The sequence below is a fragment of the Microbacterium alkaliflavum genome, from assembly GCF_044325405.1.
GTDB lineage: Bacteria > Actinomycetota > Actinomycetes > Actinomycetales > Microbacteriaceae > Microbacterium > Microbacterium alkaliflavum.
Genome location: NZ_JBIQWL010000021.1, coordinates 1 through 15,139, shown reverse-complemented (window position 1 = coordinate 15,139; position 15,139 = coordinate 1). Strand labels below are relative to the sequence as shown.

The window sequence follows — 15,139 nt, the reverse complement described above, 5'->3', positions numbered from 1 at the left end:
GAGGTAGCCGGCTCCCGGGCCCGGATCGACCCTGCGGGGGGCTTAGGCGGCTTCCTGGGGCTTCCTGCGGATTAGCGCTTCCCGGCCCTGTGCGCCTCTCTCCCGGCCTGGGGTGCCGTCCGGCTGTAGTTGCCTATCCGGCCCTTCTCGCGGCCCGTGGCCGCCTTCCTGGGCCGTTCTGCGGTGCGGTTCCGCGTGGCCGGGTTCTGGGGGCGGGTTCTGTCCGGGCTGCGCCCGGGAGTGGGCTGATTTCCAACCCTGTTGACAGTGTCTGAGGCTATCTCTATATTAGTACATGTCAAGTCAACTATTCAACAATCGTGGAGGTTCTCATGAGCATGTGGACGGCTGTAACCGTGCAGGCCGAGGAGGGCGCCGAGCTGCCCTCGCTCGCACGGCTGATCGCGCTGTGGAACGCGAACGTGGACGGCGAGCACCGGATCGACATCGACGATGACCGCGCCCGGATCTACGGCACCGAGGCCGACATCGACGTCAACGCCGAGGGCGTGGCCTACGTGCAGTACTCCGACCGCTGGCAGACCGAAGGGCTGCGCTCGCTCGCCAAGCAGCTGACGAGTTCCCTCCCCCGGCTGATCCTCACCCTTGAGGAGGAGTGGACCGGCGATGAGCCGGGCGTCACCCGCGAGCGCTGGCAGAGCGGCAAGGTCACCGGCATCCGCACCTCCGACGGCGACCTGCAGCCGGTGGACGAGCTGGGCCGGACGCCGGAGAACGCGCTGGCGTCGATCCTCGCGGCCCTGGGCTCGCTCGGGGACGCCCTGATGATGGTCTACCCCGGCGAGGATTTCTGGGAGCACTTCACCTACATCGAGGGCTCCCGCCTGGCCGAGGTCTTCGAGGCCGCCGCACTCCCCGAACGCGCCGAAATGATCCGCGACCGCTGCCGCGAGGCCGATCCCGAGGCCTGGGAAGAGGTCCCCGACGAGGGCTGAACCCGGGCGAATTTCTCCCTAGAAACCGGGGGAGCCTCCCAATGTCGGAGGCTCCCCCTATATTGGTACATGTCAAGTCAACTATTCGACGTTCTAGGGAGGACATCATGACTGACATCACCACCACCGCGACGGTCACCGGCTTCGAGGGGCTCACCCTCCCCCGCCCTGCGATCATCGGCGAGCTGGCGCGGGTCGAGGCATCCACGCGCGCGGCGCTCGCCCGCGCCGAGCAGCTCGAGGCGGAGATCGCCACGGCGCGGGCCGAGGAGATCACCGACGGCTCCGATCCCCGGCTCGTCGAGTTCTGGGACGCGGCGGGCGAGATCGCCACCGACCACGACATGTGCGGCGAGTACGACCGCATGGTCGAGGCCGTGGACGGCATCACCCGCGAACGCGACTTCGAGGTCGGCATGGACGTCACGATCACCCTGCGGGTCTACCGCACCGTGACGGCCAACACGCCCGACGCGGCGATCGAGGCCGCCGAGGAGGACGTCGACCGCTACGACGTGGCCGAGGCGATCCGCGAGAACGGCTGGGATGACATCGAGTGGAACGGGTCGAGCGCCGAGTCGATCTGATCCGGCATCATGCCAGGGGCGGGGCTTCGGCCTCGCCCCTTTTCCGTGCGGTCAGCGGCGCAGGCGGCGGCGGGCAAGCTCAAGCACCGCGGCGAGCGCGAGCACAAACACGATCACGCCGATCATGACGCCGAGGCCCGGGCTGCCGAGGTGCACCAGGAGGACGAACAGCACGCCCCCGGCGAACGCCAGGAGACCCCACACGATCCAGCCGAGGACGCCCGCCAAGGTCGCAGAAAGCAGCGAGGGGCGGCGGTCCGATTCCGGCTGCGTGCTGAACATGCGGCCACCCTCTCACACGGCCCGGACATTCCACCGCGGAGACGTCCGGACGACTCTCCCCTGCCGTCTGATCCAACCGGGTTGACAATGTCGGACCCTTCCCCTATATTGGTACATGTCAAGTCAACTAACCGACGTACTAGGGAGGACACCATGACTGACATCGCCACCACCGACAACCGGGTCGCCGGACAGACCGAGCTCGCTCGGGCGCAGGAGGCCGAGCGGGCCGCGCTCGCCCGGGTCGCCACGCTTGAAACCGAGCTGGCACGCCTGCAGGACGACCAGATCGAGGCGGGCGACCCGCGCCTGACGATGCTCTGGGCGAAGGTGCGCCGGATCGCCGACCACGCCGGATACGCGAGCTACTACGACACGCTCGCCGAGGAGCTGGGCGGCGTCCAGCGTGACCGGCAGTACACCGTCACCTACAGCGTGACCGTCGAGATCGACGTGCCGGTCGAGGTCACCGCGATCAACACCGAGACCGCCGAGGAGGCCGCCCGCCCCCTGCTCACGCCCGAGCGGCTCGCCGCCGTCCTGCACGGCCCCGGCTGGNTCACCTACAGCGTGACCGTCGAGATCGACGTGCCGGTCGAGGTCACCGCGATCAACACCGAGACCGCCGAGGAGGCCGCCCGCCCCCTGCTCACGCCCGAGCGGCTCGCCGCCGTCCTGCACGGCCCCGGCTGGCGCGACATGACCGTCGACGACCACGACATCACCGAGCTGTGACCGACCGGGAGGGGCGGCCCGGGCCGCCCCTCCCCCCGGCCCTGCGGCGAGCGCAGCCGATCCGATCCAACCGGGTTGACAATGTCGGACCTCTCCCCTATATTGGTAGATGTCAAGTCAACTAAAACCCGTTCTGAGGAGGACGCCATGACCGCCGCAACCCTCGCCGAAATGGTGGCAGCTCGAGATCTCGTCAACGAGACCGGGGAGGCCCTCGCGTTCGCCATCACCGCCGGCGAGAGCGACCAGGCCCTCCGCACCCTGCGACGCAAGTACAACGCCGCGATCAAGGCAGAGACCGCGCTGCGCTTCCGCCCGTAGCCCCAGACAACGGCGAGCACCGGGCACCCGGCCGCGCCGGCCCGACTGAGAAGGAACACCATGACCACCGCCACGAAGCGCTACACCGGCCAGCTGACGCCGGGCGCGTACATCGCCGCCGACACCGACCCCTGGCTGCAGGATGCCGCCACCGGCGAGCGCGTAGACCTCCGCCCGTTCGAGCCGATCGAGCCTCGCACGCTGGCCGCTGACGACTGCGAGTGCATCGCGTGGGCGATCCTCCCCGGCGTCTTCGCCCCGTGCAATGGCGAGTACGGGATCGAGGCGCACGACGACTGCCGCGAGTTCGCGGGCGACTTCGAGGCCGCCGAGGCGCTCGCCGCGCATCTGGCATCCATCACCGGCCGCACCTACGAAGTCTGGTTCGAGGAGACCCGCCCATGACCGCCACACCCACCGCCCCGGCATCCGAGCCGGCCCCGCTCACCGCCGCCGATCTCGCCGACGCGCACGGCTGGCGATACCGCGGCGCGCTCGCCGCGCCGGATGCCGTCATGCTCGGCACGCTCGCCGACTGGGGCATCTGGCCGGACGACCACGCCCCGAGCCCGCACCGGCCGCTGGGCGAGCAGTTCGCCCGGCAGATCGGCGCGGGCGAGGCGGTCCAGCACGTCGAGACCTTCGACCTGATCCGCGCGATCGCACACGCCGCCTACGCGACCGGCTACGACCACGGCACCGCCGCGAGCGCGATCCCCGCCGACGCATCCCCCGAGGCGATCGCCTCCGCCGTGGTGCGACGGCTCGGCCTTCCGGCGCTCGCCGTTTCCGTCGAGCAGGGCGCGCCCGAGCCGCCGCAGAATCTCGTGTGGAACGCCGTGCGCGCCGCGGTGACCGCCACCCGATCCACGCGCACCACGTAGCACCCGCGGCGCTCGCCGCAGTCCTCCCACACAGAATGGCGGGCCTGGGGAAATTCCCCGGGCCCGCCGTTCGACGTCTGTGGTCAGCGGACGATCACCGTCCTCCGAGGACGCCGACGCCCGAGCGGGATCCGCAGCCATGCCGGACGAGGCCTCCACCCCGTCATTGCTTCCAGGATCGGCCCGAGAATTCGACCGCCCCCGATCGGCGTGACGTCGAGCATGACCACACGCCGGGGATAGGTTTCCCGCGCACGATCCCAGCTGTCCGCCACCGCCTGCGCGTGCTGCAGCGACTCCGCCACACGCAGCGCGTCATGGTGCTTCACGGCCTCAAGCCCGAGCGCTGAAGCTCCCCCACCGTTGATCTCCGCCCACTTGGCATCTTCCACGAAACGCCGCAGCTCGCGGTCGAGCTGAGAGACCGTCATCTGCCGTGAATCGCCTGCCCTGGCGCTTGCACTCATCATGTCCAACCCCGTTCCGGTGCTCGACCTGGGCACCTGACACCCATAGGTGCGCGGATCTCCGCAGATCGGACACAGCCCGAGAATTCACCTCTCGCGCTCGCCGCAGCGCCCCGGCGAGGCGAAGGCCCTTCGCGGTCACGCGTCAATGTCTGACCCCCTCCCTATATTGGTACACGTCAAGTCAACTAACCGACGTTCTAGGGAGGACATCATGACCGACACCACCACCACCGCAGCCGAGATCCTGGCCGGGTTCGAGGAGAGCTTCGGCGGCATCTTCGAGCGGATGAGCTGGGCTGAGGACGAGATCGCGCAGGCGCAGGCGCGGCACCCCGAGCAGGCCGACGCGATCTATCACTCGTTCTCGCTGCTAAGCGGCGGCGAGGCATCCGCCCGGATGACCGTGGAGGCCGTCTACCGCTCGCACGCGCGAGAGATCCTCGAGAGGGTCGCCGCCGGCGAGGACACCCGCCCCGGCACCGCCGTCGAGGTCGTCATCGGCCTTCTCGCGGCCGCGGAGCGGGCACCGCTCTCGCACGAGGGATTCGGGCTGTGCGCGCGGCTGTGGATCGCCGCAGGCCTGCCCGATCACGACGACTTCGCCGACAAGCTCGGCCACATCGAGGCGCTGCACGCCGACCGCATCGACACCGAGGAGATCGACGCCCGCCGCGCCTGCCGCGACGACGCCCGCAAGCTCGGCCGGATCGAGTGCGACGGCCAGCACCACGGCGAGCAGGTGACCTGCAGCTACGCCGCAGCGCACGACGCCGCAGCCTGATCCGCAGCGCGGGCCGGGGCGAGATCCCCGGCCCGCGCTCGCGGCATCCGGCGCGCCGATCCAACCGGGTTGACAATGTCCGACCCATCCCCTATATTAGTAAGCGTCAAGTCAACTAATCGGATGTTCTGAGGAGGACACCATGACCACCATCCTGAAGGCCGCAGACAAGGGCGAGCTGCTCACCGCGATCAGCACCCTGGTCGGCTACACCCCGACCGAGTCGCTCGTCGTCGCCCCGTTCCGCGGCACCCGCTCGCGCGGCGCGCTGCGCGTCGACCTCCCCACCGCCACCGACGCGGACACGCTCGCCGCCGTCGCCGCCCAGACCCTCGGCATGGTCTGCCGCCTCGGCGGAATCACGATGATCGCCGCGGCGATCTACACCGACGGCGACCACGCGCGGCACGCGCTGCTCGCCGAGACCCTGCGCACCGCGAGCGACCTGCTCGGCCTCGACGTCGCCGCGATCTTCTACGCCACCCCGAACGCCTGGGGCGAGTACTTCACCGGCGAGGCGCACACCGAGCCGGCCCCGGCACTCCCGGGCGCCCCCGCGATCGCCGCGGGCGATCAGCACGCCGGGATCGAGCTTCCCGCAACCGACCCCGCGCTCGCCGCGGCCGTCGCCTCGGCCGTCTTCCCCACGGATGACGAAGCGACCCTGACCGCGCTGCTGGAAGACGTGCTCACCGCCGACCTCACCGCCCCGGACTCGAGCACCCTGGCGCACCTCGCAGCCGTCATGGCGGTCCCCGCCGTGCGGGATGCAGCCCTGATCCAGTGGGCGAGCGACGAGCAGACCGGCCGCGAGGCCGTCGCCGCCCAGACCGCCCACACCACCGCAGGCACCCCGTTCCCCGAGCACCTCGGCCGGATCTACCTCGGCGACACCATGCAGCGCCCCGACCTCGACCGCCTCGCCGCCGCGCTCAAGGTGTGCCGGTTCACCGCGGCGCACGTCACCGGCCGCGAGCACGCCGCACTGCTCGCCGCGGCCGCGTGGCTGTCGTGGGCACTCGGCCGCACGACCCACGCCGTGCACCTCCTGGACCACGCCCGACAGGCCGACCCTGGACTGACCCTCGTGGACACCCTGGACGCCGTCATGACGGCCGGAGTCCTCCCGGCCTGGGTCTTCACCCGCTGAGCGGCAGAGGGCCCCTGAGAGCCGCTCAGGGGCCCTCCCCCCGCACCCGCCTCGAGCGGCCCGCGATCGCCGCAGCGCAAAGTGTTCCAACCGGGTTGACAATGTCTGACCCACGCCCTATATTGGTAAGTGTCAAGTTAACTAAAGAGAGGAGCACGGGACATGTGCCAGATCTGCGGATACGGAGCCCGCCCCGAGGCGATCTGCCTCGAGGACGGCACCGTTCCGGCCAGCGAGTACGACGGCCCTCCGGACACCGTCGACAGCGACGGCCGGCTGTAGAGACCAGGGGCGGGCGACCGGCACCGGCCACCCGCCCCTGCACGGCACCGCCGGCACGCTGCGCTCGCCGCAGCTGCAGCAGTCAGGGCGCGGAGATCTCCGCCGCCCGCTCGTCGAGCTCGGCGACGCGGCGGATGGTGAGACCGGCGAACGCGGTCGCAGCGTCGCGCAGGGCGGCCGGGTTGATGCAGCACCACAGCTCGTCGAGCTGACGGCCGGACACGGTGGCGCCGGCGTACCGGCCGGGGAATCCGTTCCCGGTGAGCGGGACGATCGTCTCGACGAAGCGCTCGCACCACTGGCGTTCCTCGAGCGTGAGGCCGGCGTAGACACCGCCGGTGACCGCGGCCGCCATTTTGACGGCGAGCGAGTGCCGATCCTTGCTCCGGCGGGAGACGGTCACGCCGGCGTGATCGTTCGCGACGTCGAGGGCGTTCTCGCAGAGCTGGTGCACGGCGAACAGGATCGGCCGGGTGAGACCCCAGCCGTCCCCGGATGCCGCGGCGGCGTCGACGAGCACGCGCAGCGCGGTGGCGTACTGATCGACGATCGCGACCCGGTCCTCCTCCCGGGTCGCACCGCCGAGCCAGGCGCAGTGTCCGCCGCCCGGGTGCTCGCCGTCCTCGCCGGCCGGGTACGCGAGGTTCTCAAGGGATGGCAGGGTCACGCGGGGGCCTCCTCGGATCGTCTGGCGCTCCCTTCATCCTCCCCCGTCGGCCGACCCCGGAGCCCGTTTCATCCAACCGGGTTGACAATGTCCGACCCTCGCCCTATATTGGTACATGTCAAGTCAACTAACCGGATCAAGCGCAGGAGGCCGACATGGACACCGAAGAGCAGCTCGAGCAGCAGCCCACCAGCTGGACGCTCAGCCCCGACGAGTTCACCGCCACGAAGGAGCGCGCAGCCAAGATCAACGCCCGCGCCACCAAGCGCGGCTTCACCGGCCACCTCGAGGTCACCGGCACCCCGCGCGAGATCTCCGAGACCGACGAGGCCGGCCTCAACCGCACCCGCCTCGTCTACGACGTCCAGATCACCGGCGAAGCCCCCAGCTACAACGGCTGGACCTTCCTCGCCGCCGTCGACGCCGTCGAGACCGCCACCGGCTCCGACTTCATCCTGCGCGCCGCCCCGGGCGTCGACGAGTCCGGCGTCGACCGCACCGCGCTCGCCGCAGGCCGCTGCGAGCACTGCAACACCATCCGCGCGAACCGCCGCCACACCTACCTGGTGCGCCACACCGAGACCGGCGAGATCCGCCAGGTCGGCTCCACCTGCATCAAAGACTTCACCGGCTGGGCCGGCCGCCCCGTGTTCCTCTCGGCCGACGACGTCGCCGACGAGCTGCACGAGTTTCTCGGCGGGTTCACCTCGAGCGGCCACGAGTACACGCCCGAGACCGTCGTCGCCGCCGCATGGGCGATCAGCCGCCGGTTCGGCTGGGCGCCCGCCTCCGCCACCTTCGGCCGCTCCACCCGCGACCTGGTCGGCAGCTACCTGTACGGCACGAGCCGCGCCGATCGCGAGCTGCGCGGCGACGTCGCCGACGACGTCGCCGCGGCCGCCGGCATGGGCGCCACGATCGTCACCGCCCTCCTCGAGGAACTCACCGGCGGCGGGGACTACGTCGCCAACCTGCGAGCCTGCCTCCGCGCGGCATCCGTCTCCCACCGCCACCTGGGCATCACCGTCTCCGCCGTCGCCGCCTACGAGCGCATGATCGGCGATCGCGTCCAGCGCCAGGCCGCCGAGAAGATCCGCAAGGAATCCGCCTACGCCGGCGAGATCGGCGAGAAGCTCACCCTCACCGGCACCGTGACCCGCCTCAAGCCGATCGACCAGCACTACGGCTACACCCCGACCACCTCGATGCTCGTCATCATCGAGGCCGGCACCACCGTCGCCAAGACCTTCACTTCCGCCGCCTGGGCCTGGGACATCGCACAGGGCGACGAGATCACGATCACCGGCACCGTCAAGGCGCACGAGGAGTTCAACGACACCAAAGAGACCGTCATCACCCGCCCCAAGCGCATCCAGCCCACCGCGTAACCCGCAGCCGAACACCAAGAGGCCGTGTCCCCCATCCGGGGGACACGGCCTCACTCGAGCTCGCCGCAGACGTCACCGAATCCAACCGGGTTGACAATGTCGGACCCCTACCCTATATTGGTACATGTCAAGTCAACTTAAACCCGTTCTGAGGAGGACGCCATGACCACCACCACGATCACCACCCAGATCGCCGAGATCACCGATGCCGACGAGCTCAACGCCCGCGCGGCCTGGTCGATCATCACCGAGCCGGGCGACGGTCATGCCGGCATCCTGGTCCAGCAGCTCGGCCACCGCGGCGCGCTGACGGCGCTCGAGGGTAAGCTCGCGGATCTCGACGACATCGCTCCCGGTCTCGCCGCGCAGGCGCGCACCTGGATGCCGCGGCTGCGCAGCGCGGCGATCGCCTCGGCGCTGACCACCGCGAAGGACCGCGGGATCCGCCTGGTCGACCCGGCCACCGTCCCCGGCCTCGTCGACCTCGGCGCGCACGCCCCGCACGTGCTCTGGGTGCGCGGCGACATCGACGCGCTCGGCGCCGAGCGTCGGCTCGCGATCGTCGGGGCGCGCGCTGCCTCGAGCTACGGCGAGAGCGTCTGCGCCGACATCACCGGCGAGGTCGTCGCGGCCGGGGTCACCGTGCACAGCGGCGGCGCGTATGGCATCGACGCGGCCGCACACCGCGCGGCGCTGACAAGCTTCGGCGCGACGGTCGCATGGCTCGCCGGTGGCGTCGATCGGATGTACCCGGCCGGGCACGCCGACCTCGCCGACCGGATCGCGCGCAGCGCCGGATCCGCTCTCGTCTCCGAAGTCGCTCCCGGCTCGGCGCCCACCCGCTGGCGGTTCATTTCCCGAAACCGGGTCATCGCGGCCGCGACTCAGGCGACCGTGATCGTCGAGGCGGGCTGGCGCTCCGGCTCACTGAACACGGCCGGGCACGCGACCGCCCTCGGCCGCCAGCTCGGAGCCGTCCCGGGGAGCGTGAACTCGCCCGCGAGCGCCGGATGCCACCGGCTCCTGCGGGAGTACGACGCCCGGGTGATCACGAGCGGCGCGGACGCGCTCGAGCTGATCACCGAGTGACAGGAGGAGCCGGGTGGGAAGATCTCCGCCCGGCTCCCGCGAGGGCCTGCCGGCGTCGAGCTCGGCAGGCCCTCTCTGTTGAAACGGTATGTCCCCCGGAAGGTCAGAAGTGGCCCTCCGGGAGGATCCTGCCCGTGACGAGCATGAGCCGGGCACGGTCCTCGAGCGCCGCGGCACGGTCGGGGGCGAGCATGGGGCGCAGCCCGTGCAGGTCCGGAGCTCGCAGCAGCAGCACGAGCCGGTCGAGCTCGTAGGTGGTCAGCTCGGGCGCAGTTTTCGAGCGGCGCAGCTGGAAGACGGACATGTTGACCGGATCATCCGGGCGGGCGAAGGCGAACCCGTGGTCGATCAGGTGCAGCTCCTCGCCGGCACGGTGGGTGAGGAAGTTCCCGCTGTGGCGGTCCTGCTGGCCGGTGAGCGCGTCGAAGAACGCGGCCGCGTGCACGTCGCTGTCGGGCACCTGCATCGGGCCGTCGGTGCTGCCGGGCTGGCCGAGGGCCAGCGAGCCGAGGGATCCGTCGCGGACGGTGAGCACACAGGGCGGCACGAGCCGCTCCCACTCCGGCCCGAGCGCCCGGGCGGTGTGCCATGCCGCTACCTCGTGGATCGGTTGCCAGGGCTGCTCATGGCCGTAATCCTCGGCGGTCTCCTCGTCGATCCCGTCGACCGGCTTGAAGTAGGCGTCGCTGCCGTCGTCGAGAATGAGCCGGCGGGTGGTGTTCACGCCCTGGTCTTCGTAGTCATCGTGAACCACGTTCGCGTTCAACAGCGCCGCCTCATCCGGGTGCGCGCCCTGTGCGCGGGCGATCGCCGCGACCTGGTCGACGATGCCGGCGCTGGCCCAGCTGGCATCCCGCAGGCCCGTAGCGGTGGGCCTTAGCCGCTTCTGCTCCCCCGGCTGCAGGGCGGGTGCGCCGGCGTGCTCGGCCCAGTCTTTCGCGACGGTGGGTGGGGCGACCGCGAGGACGTCGAGGGCGAGATCGGGGAGATCGCGCTGGCGGGCCCAGGAGACGACCGCCGCGCGGGTGGACCTGTTCTCGCGCCGGCGCGTGTTGTGCGCGGCGCGGGCCTCCGGACTGTGCGAGCCGGGGCAGCGGCGGCCGCCTTCAGCGCACGAGTCGCACATGACGTGCGCTCAGCTCTCGACGTCGGCCGGCAGGGTGTCCTCGGTGATCACCGGGACGATGTAGCCGGCCCTGAAGGCCTTGTGGCTCTTGCGAGCCCACCGCACGGGATCCGCGGCCAGGGTGAGCCGGCCACCAGGCGCTGCACGATCGAGGATCGAGATCTCCTCGAGGGGAAGGGCGCCGGCCACGGTGTATGTGCGGTCATCGGCAACGGTGAGCGTCGCGACGACGCGGCGGCCCTCGCTGTTCGGGTCGCGCTCGCGGAACTCGACGGTGATCATCTGTCTGTCACCTCCTTTCAGGATCTCGGCTGCAGCTGCAGCGGTGCGTTGGGTGATGTCGTTCCGGGCCGAGGCTGCGTGGTCGCTCATGCCCTCCATAGGTATGAGCGCGGCCGCAGATCGGACAACCCGGTTGACTGTCATCGTGCACCGACCCCTATATTAGTACACTTCACATGTACTAGAAAGGGGGCCGGTCAGGCGGCGGCGATGAGCTTCGCGGCGAGGTCCTCGGGGAAGTCGAGGTAGTCGTCCGCCCCGACCGCGACGATGTGGAGGGTGCTGGCAGGCTCCTCGCCGAAGAGGTCGAACTCGCGTGACCCCATGTGCTCCTGCAGAGAGAGCAGCACCCGAGAGACCGACTGCAGACCCTCGTCGAGGTCCTCGACGAACTCGAGATCTGCCTGCTCGGCATCCGAAGGGGCCAGGACGGGCTGGCTGCGCATCCGCAGCAGCGTCCCCGCGGGGAGCTGCTCGAGCTGAACATCGCCGGCGGCGGTGACCGTCAGCACACGGATCGACCGATCCGCGTCCATCAGCTTGAGGGGGAACGCGTGCCCGCCGTGGAACTCCGAGCGCTGCTCGCTCTCCCACTGCAGGCGCTGCTGCGGGGAGAGCGCAGCGAGCTGATACTCGACCCTCACGTCGAGCAGGAGCGGTGTCAGCATGTAGCCGATCAGGCCGGCGAGGACGAGGAGCAGCGCGCAGGCGATCGCGATCGTCTGCATCGTCGCGTAGTCGATGGACGGCTGAATCGAGGCGATGCCGGATGAAGACGACGAATCGCGCGGGAGCTTGTCCACTGTGGTGAAGAGCAGCTGCACGAGAGCCGGCAGCGCCAGGATCGCGACGATCGAAAGGCCGCCGAAGATGACCACGCGGGAAGGGTTGAAGCTGTAGGAGCCGAGGTCAGCTGCGAGCCGTGCCGCGGTCGCCTTCTTCATCACATGCTCGACACCCTCAGCGCTGGCCGGATGCCCGATCGCCACGGCGCGGCGGCGGCGCGCAGCGCGGTACTTGACGACCACCCAAGGGACGAGGGTGAGACCGACGACGACGGCGGATGCGGTCCCCAGGATGAGGTTCATTCCCTCGAGCTCAGGCTTGAGCTGCGAGATCCAGTAGCCGGCGAGGAACCCGGCGCCGTAGGCCATCAGCGCGACGAACACGGCGACGGTGAGGGTAAGCCGCGCGGACCACTTCCTGCCCTCGTGCTCGTCGGCCGTCGTGGTGGCGGGGCGCGGCTGCAGTCCCTTGAGTGCGGTGATCGACGACAGGACCATGAGCGTGACGATGAGCACGAGCGGGACGATCAGCCCTGTCGCTCCGTCGACGATGATCGCCCGCCCCATGGTCACCAGCACGGTGCCGGCGCAGAGCACGAGGGCACCGACGAGAAGGAACGCCATGAGGCGGCGAGCACGCTGGGAGCCCGGGTGCCTGCGTCCGTAGATCATGCCGACGAGGACCATCCCGGCGGCGAGATACATCGGGGCGATGCTCCACATCGAGTCCATGTCTGATCAGCCTTTCGTCGCGGTCGATGGTACGTGGAGCGTGCGACACTCGCCCCCGCAAAACGATCTCGGCAGTTTCTCCAAGCGGGTTGACAACCTCTAACCCCGTGTCTATATTAGTACATGTCAAGTCAACTAAAAGAGTCCGGGAGGCCGGGATCCGTCAGCGGCGGCAACTCCGGCGGCGAGACCGATGTCCGATCAGACACCAGGTTCCGTACCTATGGGCTCCGAGAACACAGAGGAGATCCCCGTGCGCAAGAAGTCCATTGCCTTCGTCATCCTGGGCGTCGCAGCCCTCTTCATCGGATTCCGCATGGTCGCGCCGACGCTGACGACCATCGTCGGGCCGCTCGCCGCGCCGAAGCCGGCCAGCACTACGACACCGGCGGAAGTGCAGCCGGCCGGGCCGGTGACTGCGGATGCCGCGCAGGCGATCACCGAGCTCGACCATGTCACCGTCGCCCCGCCTCAGCAGACCCCCTACGACCGCCGGCAGTTCGGACAGGCCTGGGCCGACGTCGACCGGAACGGCTGCGACACCCGGAACGACGTCCTGCGCCGAGACCTCGTCGACACGACGCTGAAGCCCGGAACCCATGACTGCGTCGTCCTCAGCGGCGTCCTGCACGATCCGTACACAGGGAAGACGATCGACTTCACTCGAGGGCAGGGCACCAGCGAGCTCGTGCAGATTGACCACGTCGTTCCCCTTGCGTGGGCGTGGCGCCAGGGTGCCGCCGACTGGACCGAGGCAAAGCGGCAGCAGCTCGCGAACGACCCGCTGAACCTGCTCGCCGTCGACGGGCCCACGAACACCGCCAAGAGCGACCAGGGGCCGGCGCTGTGGATGCCACCGAGCTCGAGCTACCGGTGCTCCTACGCCGAGCGCTTCGTCCAGGTCCTCAATACCTACGACCTCACCATCCCCGCTGAGGACCACACCGCGCTGCAGCGCGAGCTGACCAGCTGCACGGGAGGGAAGTGATCATGGCCACCGAGACTCCCGACAACGACGTCACGATCGAGAAGGTCGTCTACATCGGCCGCCGGCTCACCGGCGACAACCGGATCGCCTACTGGTACCAGTCGCTCGTCGACGACGAGCTCACCGAGAAAGTGATCGGCTCGTACAAGCCCTATCGCGCCGGCCTCCCGGTCGGCGGGATCGTCGAGATCCGCCGCCCCAACGGCGCACCCGATCGGCTGTACACCTCCGGACCCCGCGGGCCTCGGCTCGTCGCCGCATGGGAAGACGCCAGCCGGGTTGCCGAGTGGCGAATGCAGGATCTCGCCGACGCGCAGGTCGTCGCCCTCAGCAAGCGCGCCAAGAAGGACCTCGACGGACTGCCGGACGAGTTCGAGGATGCGGTCAACACCCTCGCCCGCCACTTCGCCCGCCTCAACCACTCCCAGCGCGCTGCACTCCTCCCGGTCGTGCAGAGCCGCATCCTCGGGGGTGCGCGATGACCGGCAAGCCGCAGATCTGCACCCACCGCGGATGCACCGACAAGCCGGTCGCCCGGCGCCTGTGCAAACGGCACTATCAGGCTGCCTGGAAAGCCGGGAAGCTCGGCCAGCACGTGAAGCAGCCGCCCCGGCAGAAGGACCCGAAGATCTGCCCTCCCGAGCACCGCCATGCGGCCTCGCTCACCTGCTACAACCTGCACCAGTGCCGATGCACACCGTGCATCGAGCACCGGGCTGAGACCGACGAGCGCCGGCGGAAGGATCAGGCGTATGGCCGGTACGACTCGGGCCTCGTCGACGCGACCCCGGTCCGCGAGCACATCCTCGCGCTGTGCGAGTTCGGGATCGGGTACAAGCGCATCGCGCAGCTGTCCGGCGTTGGCGTCACCCCGGTGCGATCGCTCATCTGGGGCCGCCAAGATCCCGGTCCCCGGTACGGCGAGATCCCGAAGCGCGTCACCCGCGAGAAGGCCGAGAGGATCCTCGCCGTTCAAATGACGCCCGAGAACCTCGCCGGCGGAGCGAAGGTCTCCGCGACCGGGACGCACCGCCGGATCCAGGCACTCGCCGCGCGTGGCTGGTCGCTGCGAAAGATCTCCGCACGCCTGAACATCACGGAGGGCAACTTCTGGGCGCTGCAGCATCGCGACCAGGTCACCGCTGACACCCACCGCCGCATGGCGGAGATCTACGAGGAGCTGTGGGATCAGGAGCCGCCGCACGATGAGTGGCACTCGAAGGGCGCCTACACTCGTGCGATCGCCTTCGCCGCACGCCGCGGATGGCTGCCGCCGCTCGCCTGGGATGACATCGACACCGACCCGGATCCCGATCCGTCGACCGATGAGCCAGGCCTGACCGAGGCCGAGTCCTTCCTCGAGGATGTCGAGTTCCTGCTCGACGCGGGCGAGGCATCCGAGCAGGTCGCAATCATTCTGGGGCGCAAGCCTGCGGCGATCGCCAAGCTCGCCGAACGGTACGACCGGCTCGACCTCGCCCGGCACTTCTGGTCGACGAAACGGCAGGCTGCAGCATGAGCACTGTGCAGCCGGTGCCGGCACGGTCAAGTCCCGTGGCGTGGTGTCATTCCGTTGCTTCCTGAGGGTGGGTGGTGGTCAGGCGGTGAGGTAGAGCTCGGGACGTGCGGGCTCG

At 69.7% G+C, this 15,139-nt stretch carries 18 protein-coding genes; 12 read left to right on the top strand and 6 right to left on the bottom strand.

Features of this window, described 5'->3' with window-relative positions:
- Positions 1-332 precede the first annotated feature (332 nt).
- Both ACH3VR_RS23180 and ACH3VR_RS23175 read left to right on the top strand, forming a co-directional pair.
- Positions 333-956 carry a hypothetical protein gene (locus tag ACH3VR_RS23180; protein WP_397558713.1) on the top strand — a complete coding sequence of 208 codons (624 nt, stop codon included), beginning with the start codon at positions 333-335 and terminating at the stop codon, positions 954-956.
- Positions 957-1,063: 107 nt separating this feature from the next.
- The gene (locus ACH3VR_RS23175; protein ID WP_397558712.1) at positions 1,064-1,543 is read left to right on the top strand and encodes a hypothetical protein; all 480 of its coding nucleotides are present in this window, start codon (positions 1,064-1,066) and stop codon (positions 1,541-1,543) included.
- Positions 1,544-1,594: 51 nt separating this feature from the next.
- Here the strand turns inward: ACH3VR_RS23175 and ACH3VR_RS23170 are convergent, their stop codons facing one another.
- The gene (locus tag ACH3VR_RS23170; protein ID WP_397558711.1) at positions 1,595-1,825 is read right to left on the bottom strand and encodes a hypothetical protein; all 231 of its coding nucleotides are present in this window, start codon (positions 1,823-1,825) and stop codon (positions 1,595-1,597) included.
- 882 nt (positions 1,826-2,707) lie between these two features.
- Between ACH3VR_RS23170 and ACH3VR_RS23165 the strand changes: the two genes are divergently transcribed.
- From ACH3VR_RS23165 to ACH3VR_RS23155, 3 genes are read left to right on the top strand one after another with little or no spacing between them, the layout of a single operon-like run.
- Positions 2,708-2,881, top strand: a complete 174-nt coding sequence (locus tag ACH3VR_RS23165; RefSeq protein WP_397558710.1) for a hypothetical protein — start codon at positions 2,708-2,710, stop codon at positions 2,879-2,881.
- Positions 2,882-2,941: 60 nt separating this feature from the next.
- A complete protein-coding gene (locus ACH3VR_RS23160) occupies positions 2,942-3,286 on the top strand; it encodes a hypothetical protein (RefSeq protein ID WP_397558709.1) in 345 nt (114 codons plus the stop codon).
- Complete coding sequence (locus ACH3VR_RS23155) at positions 3,283-3,765, top strand: hypothetical protein (protein ID WP_397558708.1); 483 nt, start codon at positions 3,283-3,285, stop codon at positions 3,763-3,765. Before ACH3VR_RS23160 ends, ACH3VR_RS23155 begins: the two co-directional genes overlap by 4 nt.
- Positions 3,766-3,848: 83 nt before the next feature.
- Here the strand turns inward: ACH3VR_RS23155 and ACH3VR_RS23150 are convergent, their stop codons facing one another.
- Entirely contained in the window at positions 3,849-4,196 is a 348-nt protein-coding gene (locus tag ACH3VR_RS23150) for a hypothetical protein (protein ID WP_397558707.1), read from the bottom strand.
- Positions 4,197-4,446: 250 nt separating this feature from the next.
- On the opposite strand from ACH3VR_RS23150, the gene ACH3VR_RS23145 reads away from it, so the two are divergent.
- Positions 4,447-5,016, top strand: a complete 570-nt coding sequence (locus ACH3VR_RS23145; protein WP_397558706.1) for a hypothetical protein — start codon at positions 4,447-4,449, stop codon at positions 5,014-5,016.
- A gap of 142 nt (positions 5,017-5,158) precedes the next feature.
- Complete coding sequence (locus ACH3VR_RS23140) at positions 5,159-6,166, top strand: DUF4192 family protein (RefSeq protein WP_397558705.1); 1,008 nt, start codon at positions 5,159-5,161, stop codon at positions 6,164-6,166.
- A gap of 364 nt (positions 6,167-6,530) precedes the next feature.
- Here the strand turns inward: ACH3VR_RS23140 and ACH3VR_RS23135 are convergent, their stop codons facing one another.
- Positions 6,531-7,115, bottom strand: coding sequence for a hypothetical protein (locus ACH3VR_RS23135; RefSeq protein ID WP_397558704.1), 585 nt, complete (start codon positions 7,113-7,115; stop codon positions 6,531-6,533).
- A gap of 155 nt (positions 7,116-7,270) precedes the next feature.
- On the opposite strand from ACH3VR_RS23135, the gene ACH3VR_RS23130 reads away from it, so the two are divergent.
- Together ACH3VR_RS23130 and ACH3VR_RS23125 are read left to right on the top strand one after the other, a co-directional pair.
- Positions 7,271-8,503: a hypothetical protein gene (locus ACH3VR_RS23130; protein ID WP_397558703.1), complete on the top strand. Its 1,233-nt coding sequence runs from the start codon at positions 7,271-7,273 to the stop codon at positions 8,501-8,503.
- Positions 8,504-8,665: 162 nt separating this feature from the next.
- Complete coding sequence (locus ACH3VR_RS23125; protein ID WP_397558702.1) at positions 8,666-9,592, top strand: DNA-processing protein DprA; 927 nt, start codon at positions 8,666-8,668, stop codon at positions 9,590-9,592.
- A gap of 103 nt (positions 9,593-9,695) precedes the next feature.
- Here ACH3VR_RS23125 and ACH3VR_RS23120 read toward each other — a convergent pair whose 3' ends face one another.
- The 3 genes from ACH3VR_RS23120 to ACH3VR_RS23110 all read right to left on the bottom strand — a co-directional run bounded on the left by ACH3VR_RS23120 (position 9,696) and on the right by ACH3VR_RS23110 (position 12,517).
- Positions 9,696-10,718: a hypothetical protein gene (locus ACH3VR_RS23120; protein WP_397558701.1), complete on the bottom strand. Its 1,023-nt coding sequence runs from the start codon at positions 10,716-10,718 to the stop codon at positions 9,696-9,698.
- Between the two features lie 9 nt (positions 10,719-10,727).
- Positions 10,728-11,000: a hypothetical protein gene (locus ACH3VR_RS23115; RefSeq protein WP_397558700.1), complete on the bottom strand. Its 273-nt coding sequence runs from the start codon at positions 10,998-11,000 to the stop codon at positions 10,728-10,730.
- A gap of 197 nt (positions 11,001-11,197) precedes the next feature.
- Positions 11,198-12,517: a hypothetical protein gene (locus tag ACH3VR_RS23110; protein ID WP_397558699.1), complete on the bottom strand. Its 1,320-nt coding sequence runs from the start codon at positions 12,515-12,517 to the stop codon at positions 11,198-11,200.
- Positions 12,518-12,770: 253 nt separating this feature from the next.
- On the opposite strand from ACH3VR_RS23110, the gene ACH3VR_RS23105 reads away from it, so the two are divergent.
- Genes ACH3VR_RS23105 through ACH3VR_RS23095 form a run of 3 tightly spaced genes read left to right on the top strand, consistent with a single transcriptional unit; the run spans position 12,771 to position 15,024 of the window.
- A complete protein-coding gene (locus tag ACH3VR_RS23105; RefSeq protein WP_397558698.1) occupies positions 12,771-13,505 on the top strand; it encodes an HNH endonuclease family protein in 735 nt (244 codons plus the stop codon).
- A gap of 2 nt (positions 13,506-13,507) precedes the next feature.
- Positions 13,508-13,987, top strand: coding sequence for a hypothetical protein (locus ACH3VR_RS23100; protein ID WP_397558697.1), 480 nt, complete (start codon positions 13,508-13,510; stop codon positions 13,985-13,987).
- Positions 13,984-15,024 carry a hypothetical protein gene (locus tag ACH3VR_RS23095; protein WP_397558696.1) on the top strand — a complete coding sequence of 347 codons (1,041 nt, stop codon included), beginning with the start codon at positions 13,984-13,986 and terminating at the stop codon, positions 15,022-15,024. Before ACH3VR_RS23100 ends, ACH3VR_RS23095 begins: the two co-directional genes overlap by 4 nt.
- The last annotated feature ends 115 nt before the right edge of the window (positions 15,025-15,139 follow it).

What these genes read in the sequence shown, in the direction of transcription:
- ACH3VR_RS23095 (WP_397558696.1), top strand. Translation starts at nt 13,984, where the DNA reads ATGACCGGCAAGCCGCAGATCTGCACCCACCGCGGATGCACCGACAAG.
- ACH3VR_RS23150 (WP_397558707.1), bottom strand. Translation starts at nt 4,196, where the DNA reads ATGACGGTCTCTCAGCTCGACCGCGAGCTGCGGCGTTTCGTGGAAGAT.
- ACH3VR_RS23170 (WP_397558711.1), bottom strand. Translation starts at nt 1,825, where the DNA reads ATGTTCAGCACGCAGCCGGAATCGGACCGCCGCCCCTCGCTGCTTTCT.
- ACH3VR_RS23110 (WP_397558699.1), bottom strand. Translation starts at nt 12,517, where the DNA reads ATGGACTCGATGTGGAGCATCGCCCCGATGTATCTCGCCGCCGGGATG.
- ACH3VR_RS23160 (WP_397558709.1), top strand. Translation starts at nt 2,942, where the DNA reads ATGACCACCGCCACGAAGCGCTACACCGGCCAGCTGACGCCGGGCGCG.
- ACH3VR_RS23175 (WP_397558712.1), top strand. Translation starts at nt 1,064, where the DNA reads ATGACTGACATCACCACCACCGCGACGGTCACCGGCTTCGAGGGGCTC.
- ACH3VR_RS23165 (WP_397558710.1), top strand. Translation starts at nt 2,708, where the DNA reads ATGACCGCCGCAACCCTCGCCGAAATGGTGGCAGCTCGAGATCTCGTC.
- ACH3VR_RS23125 (WP_397558702.1), top strand. Translation starts at nt 8,666, where the DNA reads ATGACCACCACCACGATCACCACCCAGATCGCCGAGATCACCGATGCC.
- ACH3VR_RS23155 (WP_397558708.1), top strand. Translation starts at nt 3,283, where the DNA reads ATGACCGCCACACCCACCGCCCCGGCATCCGAGCCGGCCCCGCTCACC.
- ACH3VR_RS23115 (WP_397558700.1), bottom strand. Translation starts at nt 11,000, where the DNA reads ATGATCACCGTCGAGTTCCGCGAGCGCGACCCGAACAGCGAGGGCCGC.
- ACH3VR_RS23145 (WP_397558706.1), top strand. Translation starts at nt 4,447, where the DNA reads ATGACCGACACCACCACCACCGCAGCCGAGATCCTGGCCGGGTTCGAG.
- ACH3VR_RS23130 (WP_397558703.1), top strand. Translation starts at nt 7,271, where the DNA reads ATGGACACCGAAGAGCAGCTCGAGCAGCAGCCCACCAGCTGGACGCTC.
- ACH3VR_RS23140 (WP_397558705.1), top strand. Translation starts at nt 5,159, where the DNA reads ATGACCACCATCCTGAAGGCCGCAGACAAGGGCGAGCTGCTCACCGCG.
- ACH3VR_RS23180 (WP_397558713.1), top strand. Translation starts at nt 333, where the DNA reads ATGAGCATGTGGACGGCTGTAACCGTGCAGGCCGAGGAGGGCGCCGAG.
- ACH3VR_RS23120 (WP_397558701.1), bottom strand. Translation starts at nt 10,718, where the DNA reads ATGTGCGACTCGTGCGCTGAAGGCGGCCGCCGCTGCCCCGGCTCGCAC.
- ACH3VR_RS23100 (WP_397558697.1), top strand. Translation starts at nt 13,508, where the DNA reads ATGGCCACCGAGACTCCCGACAACGACGTCACGATCGAGAAGGTCGTC.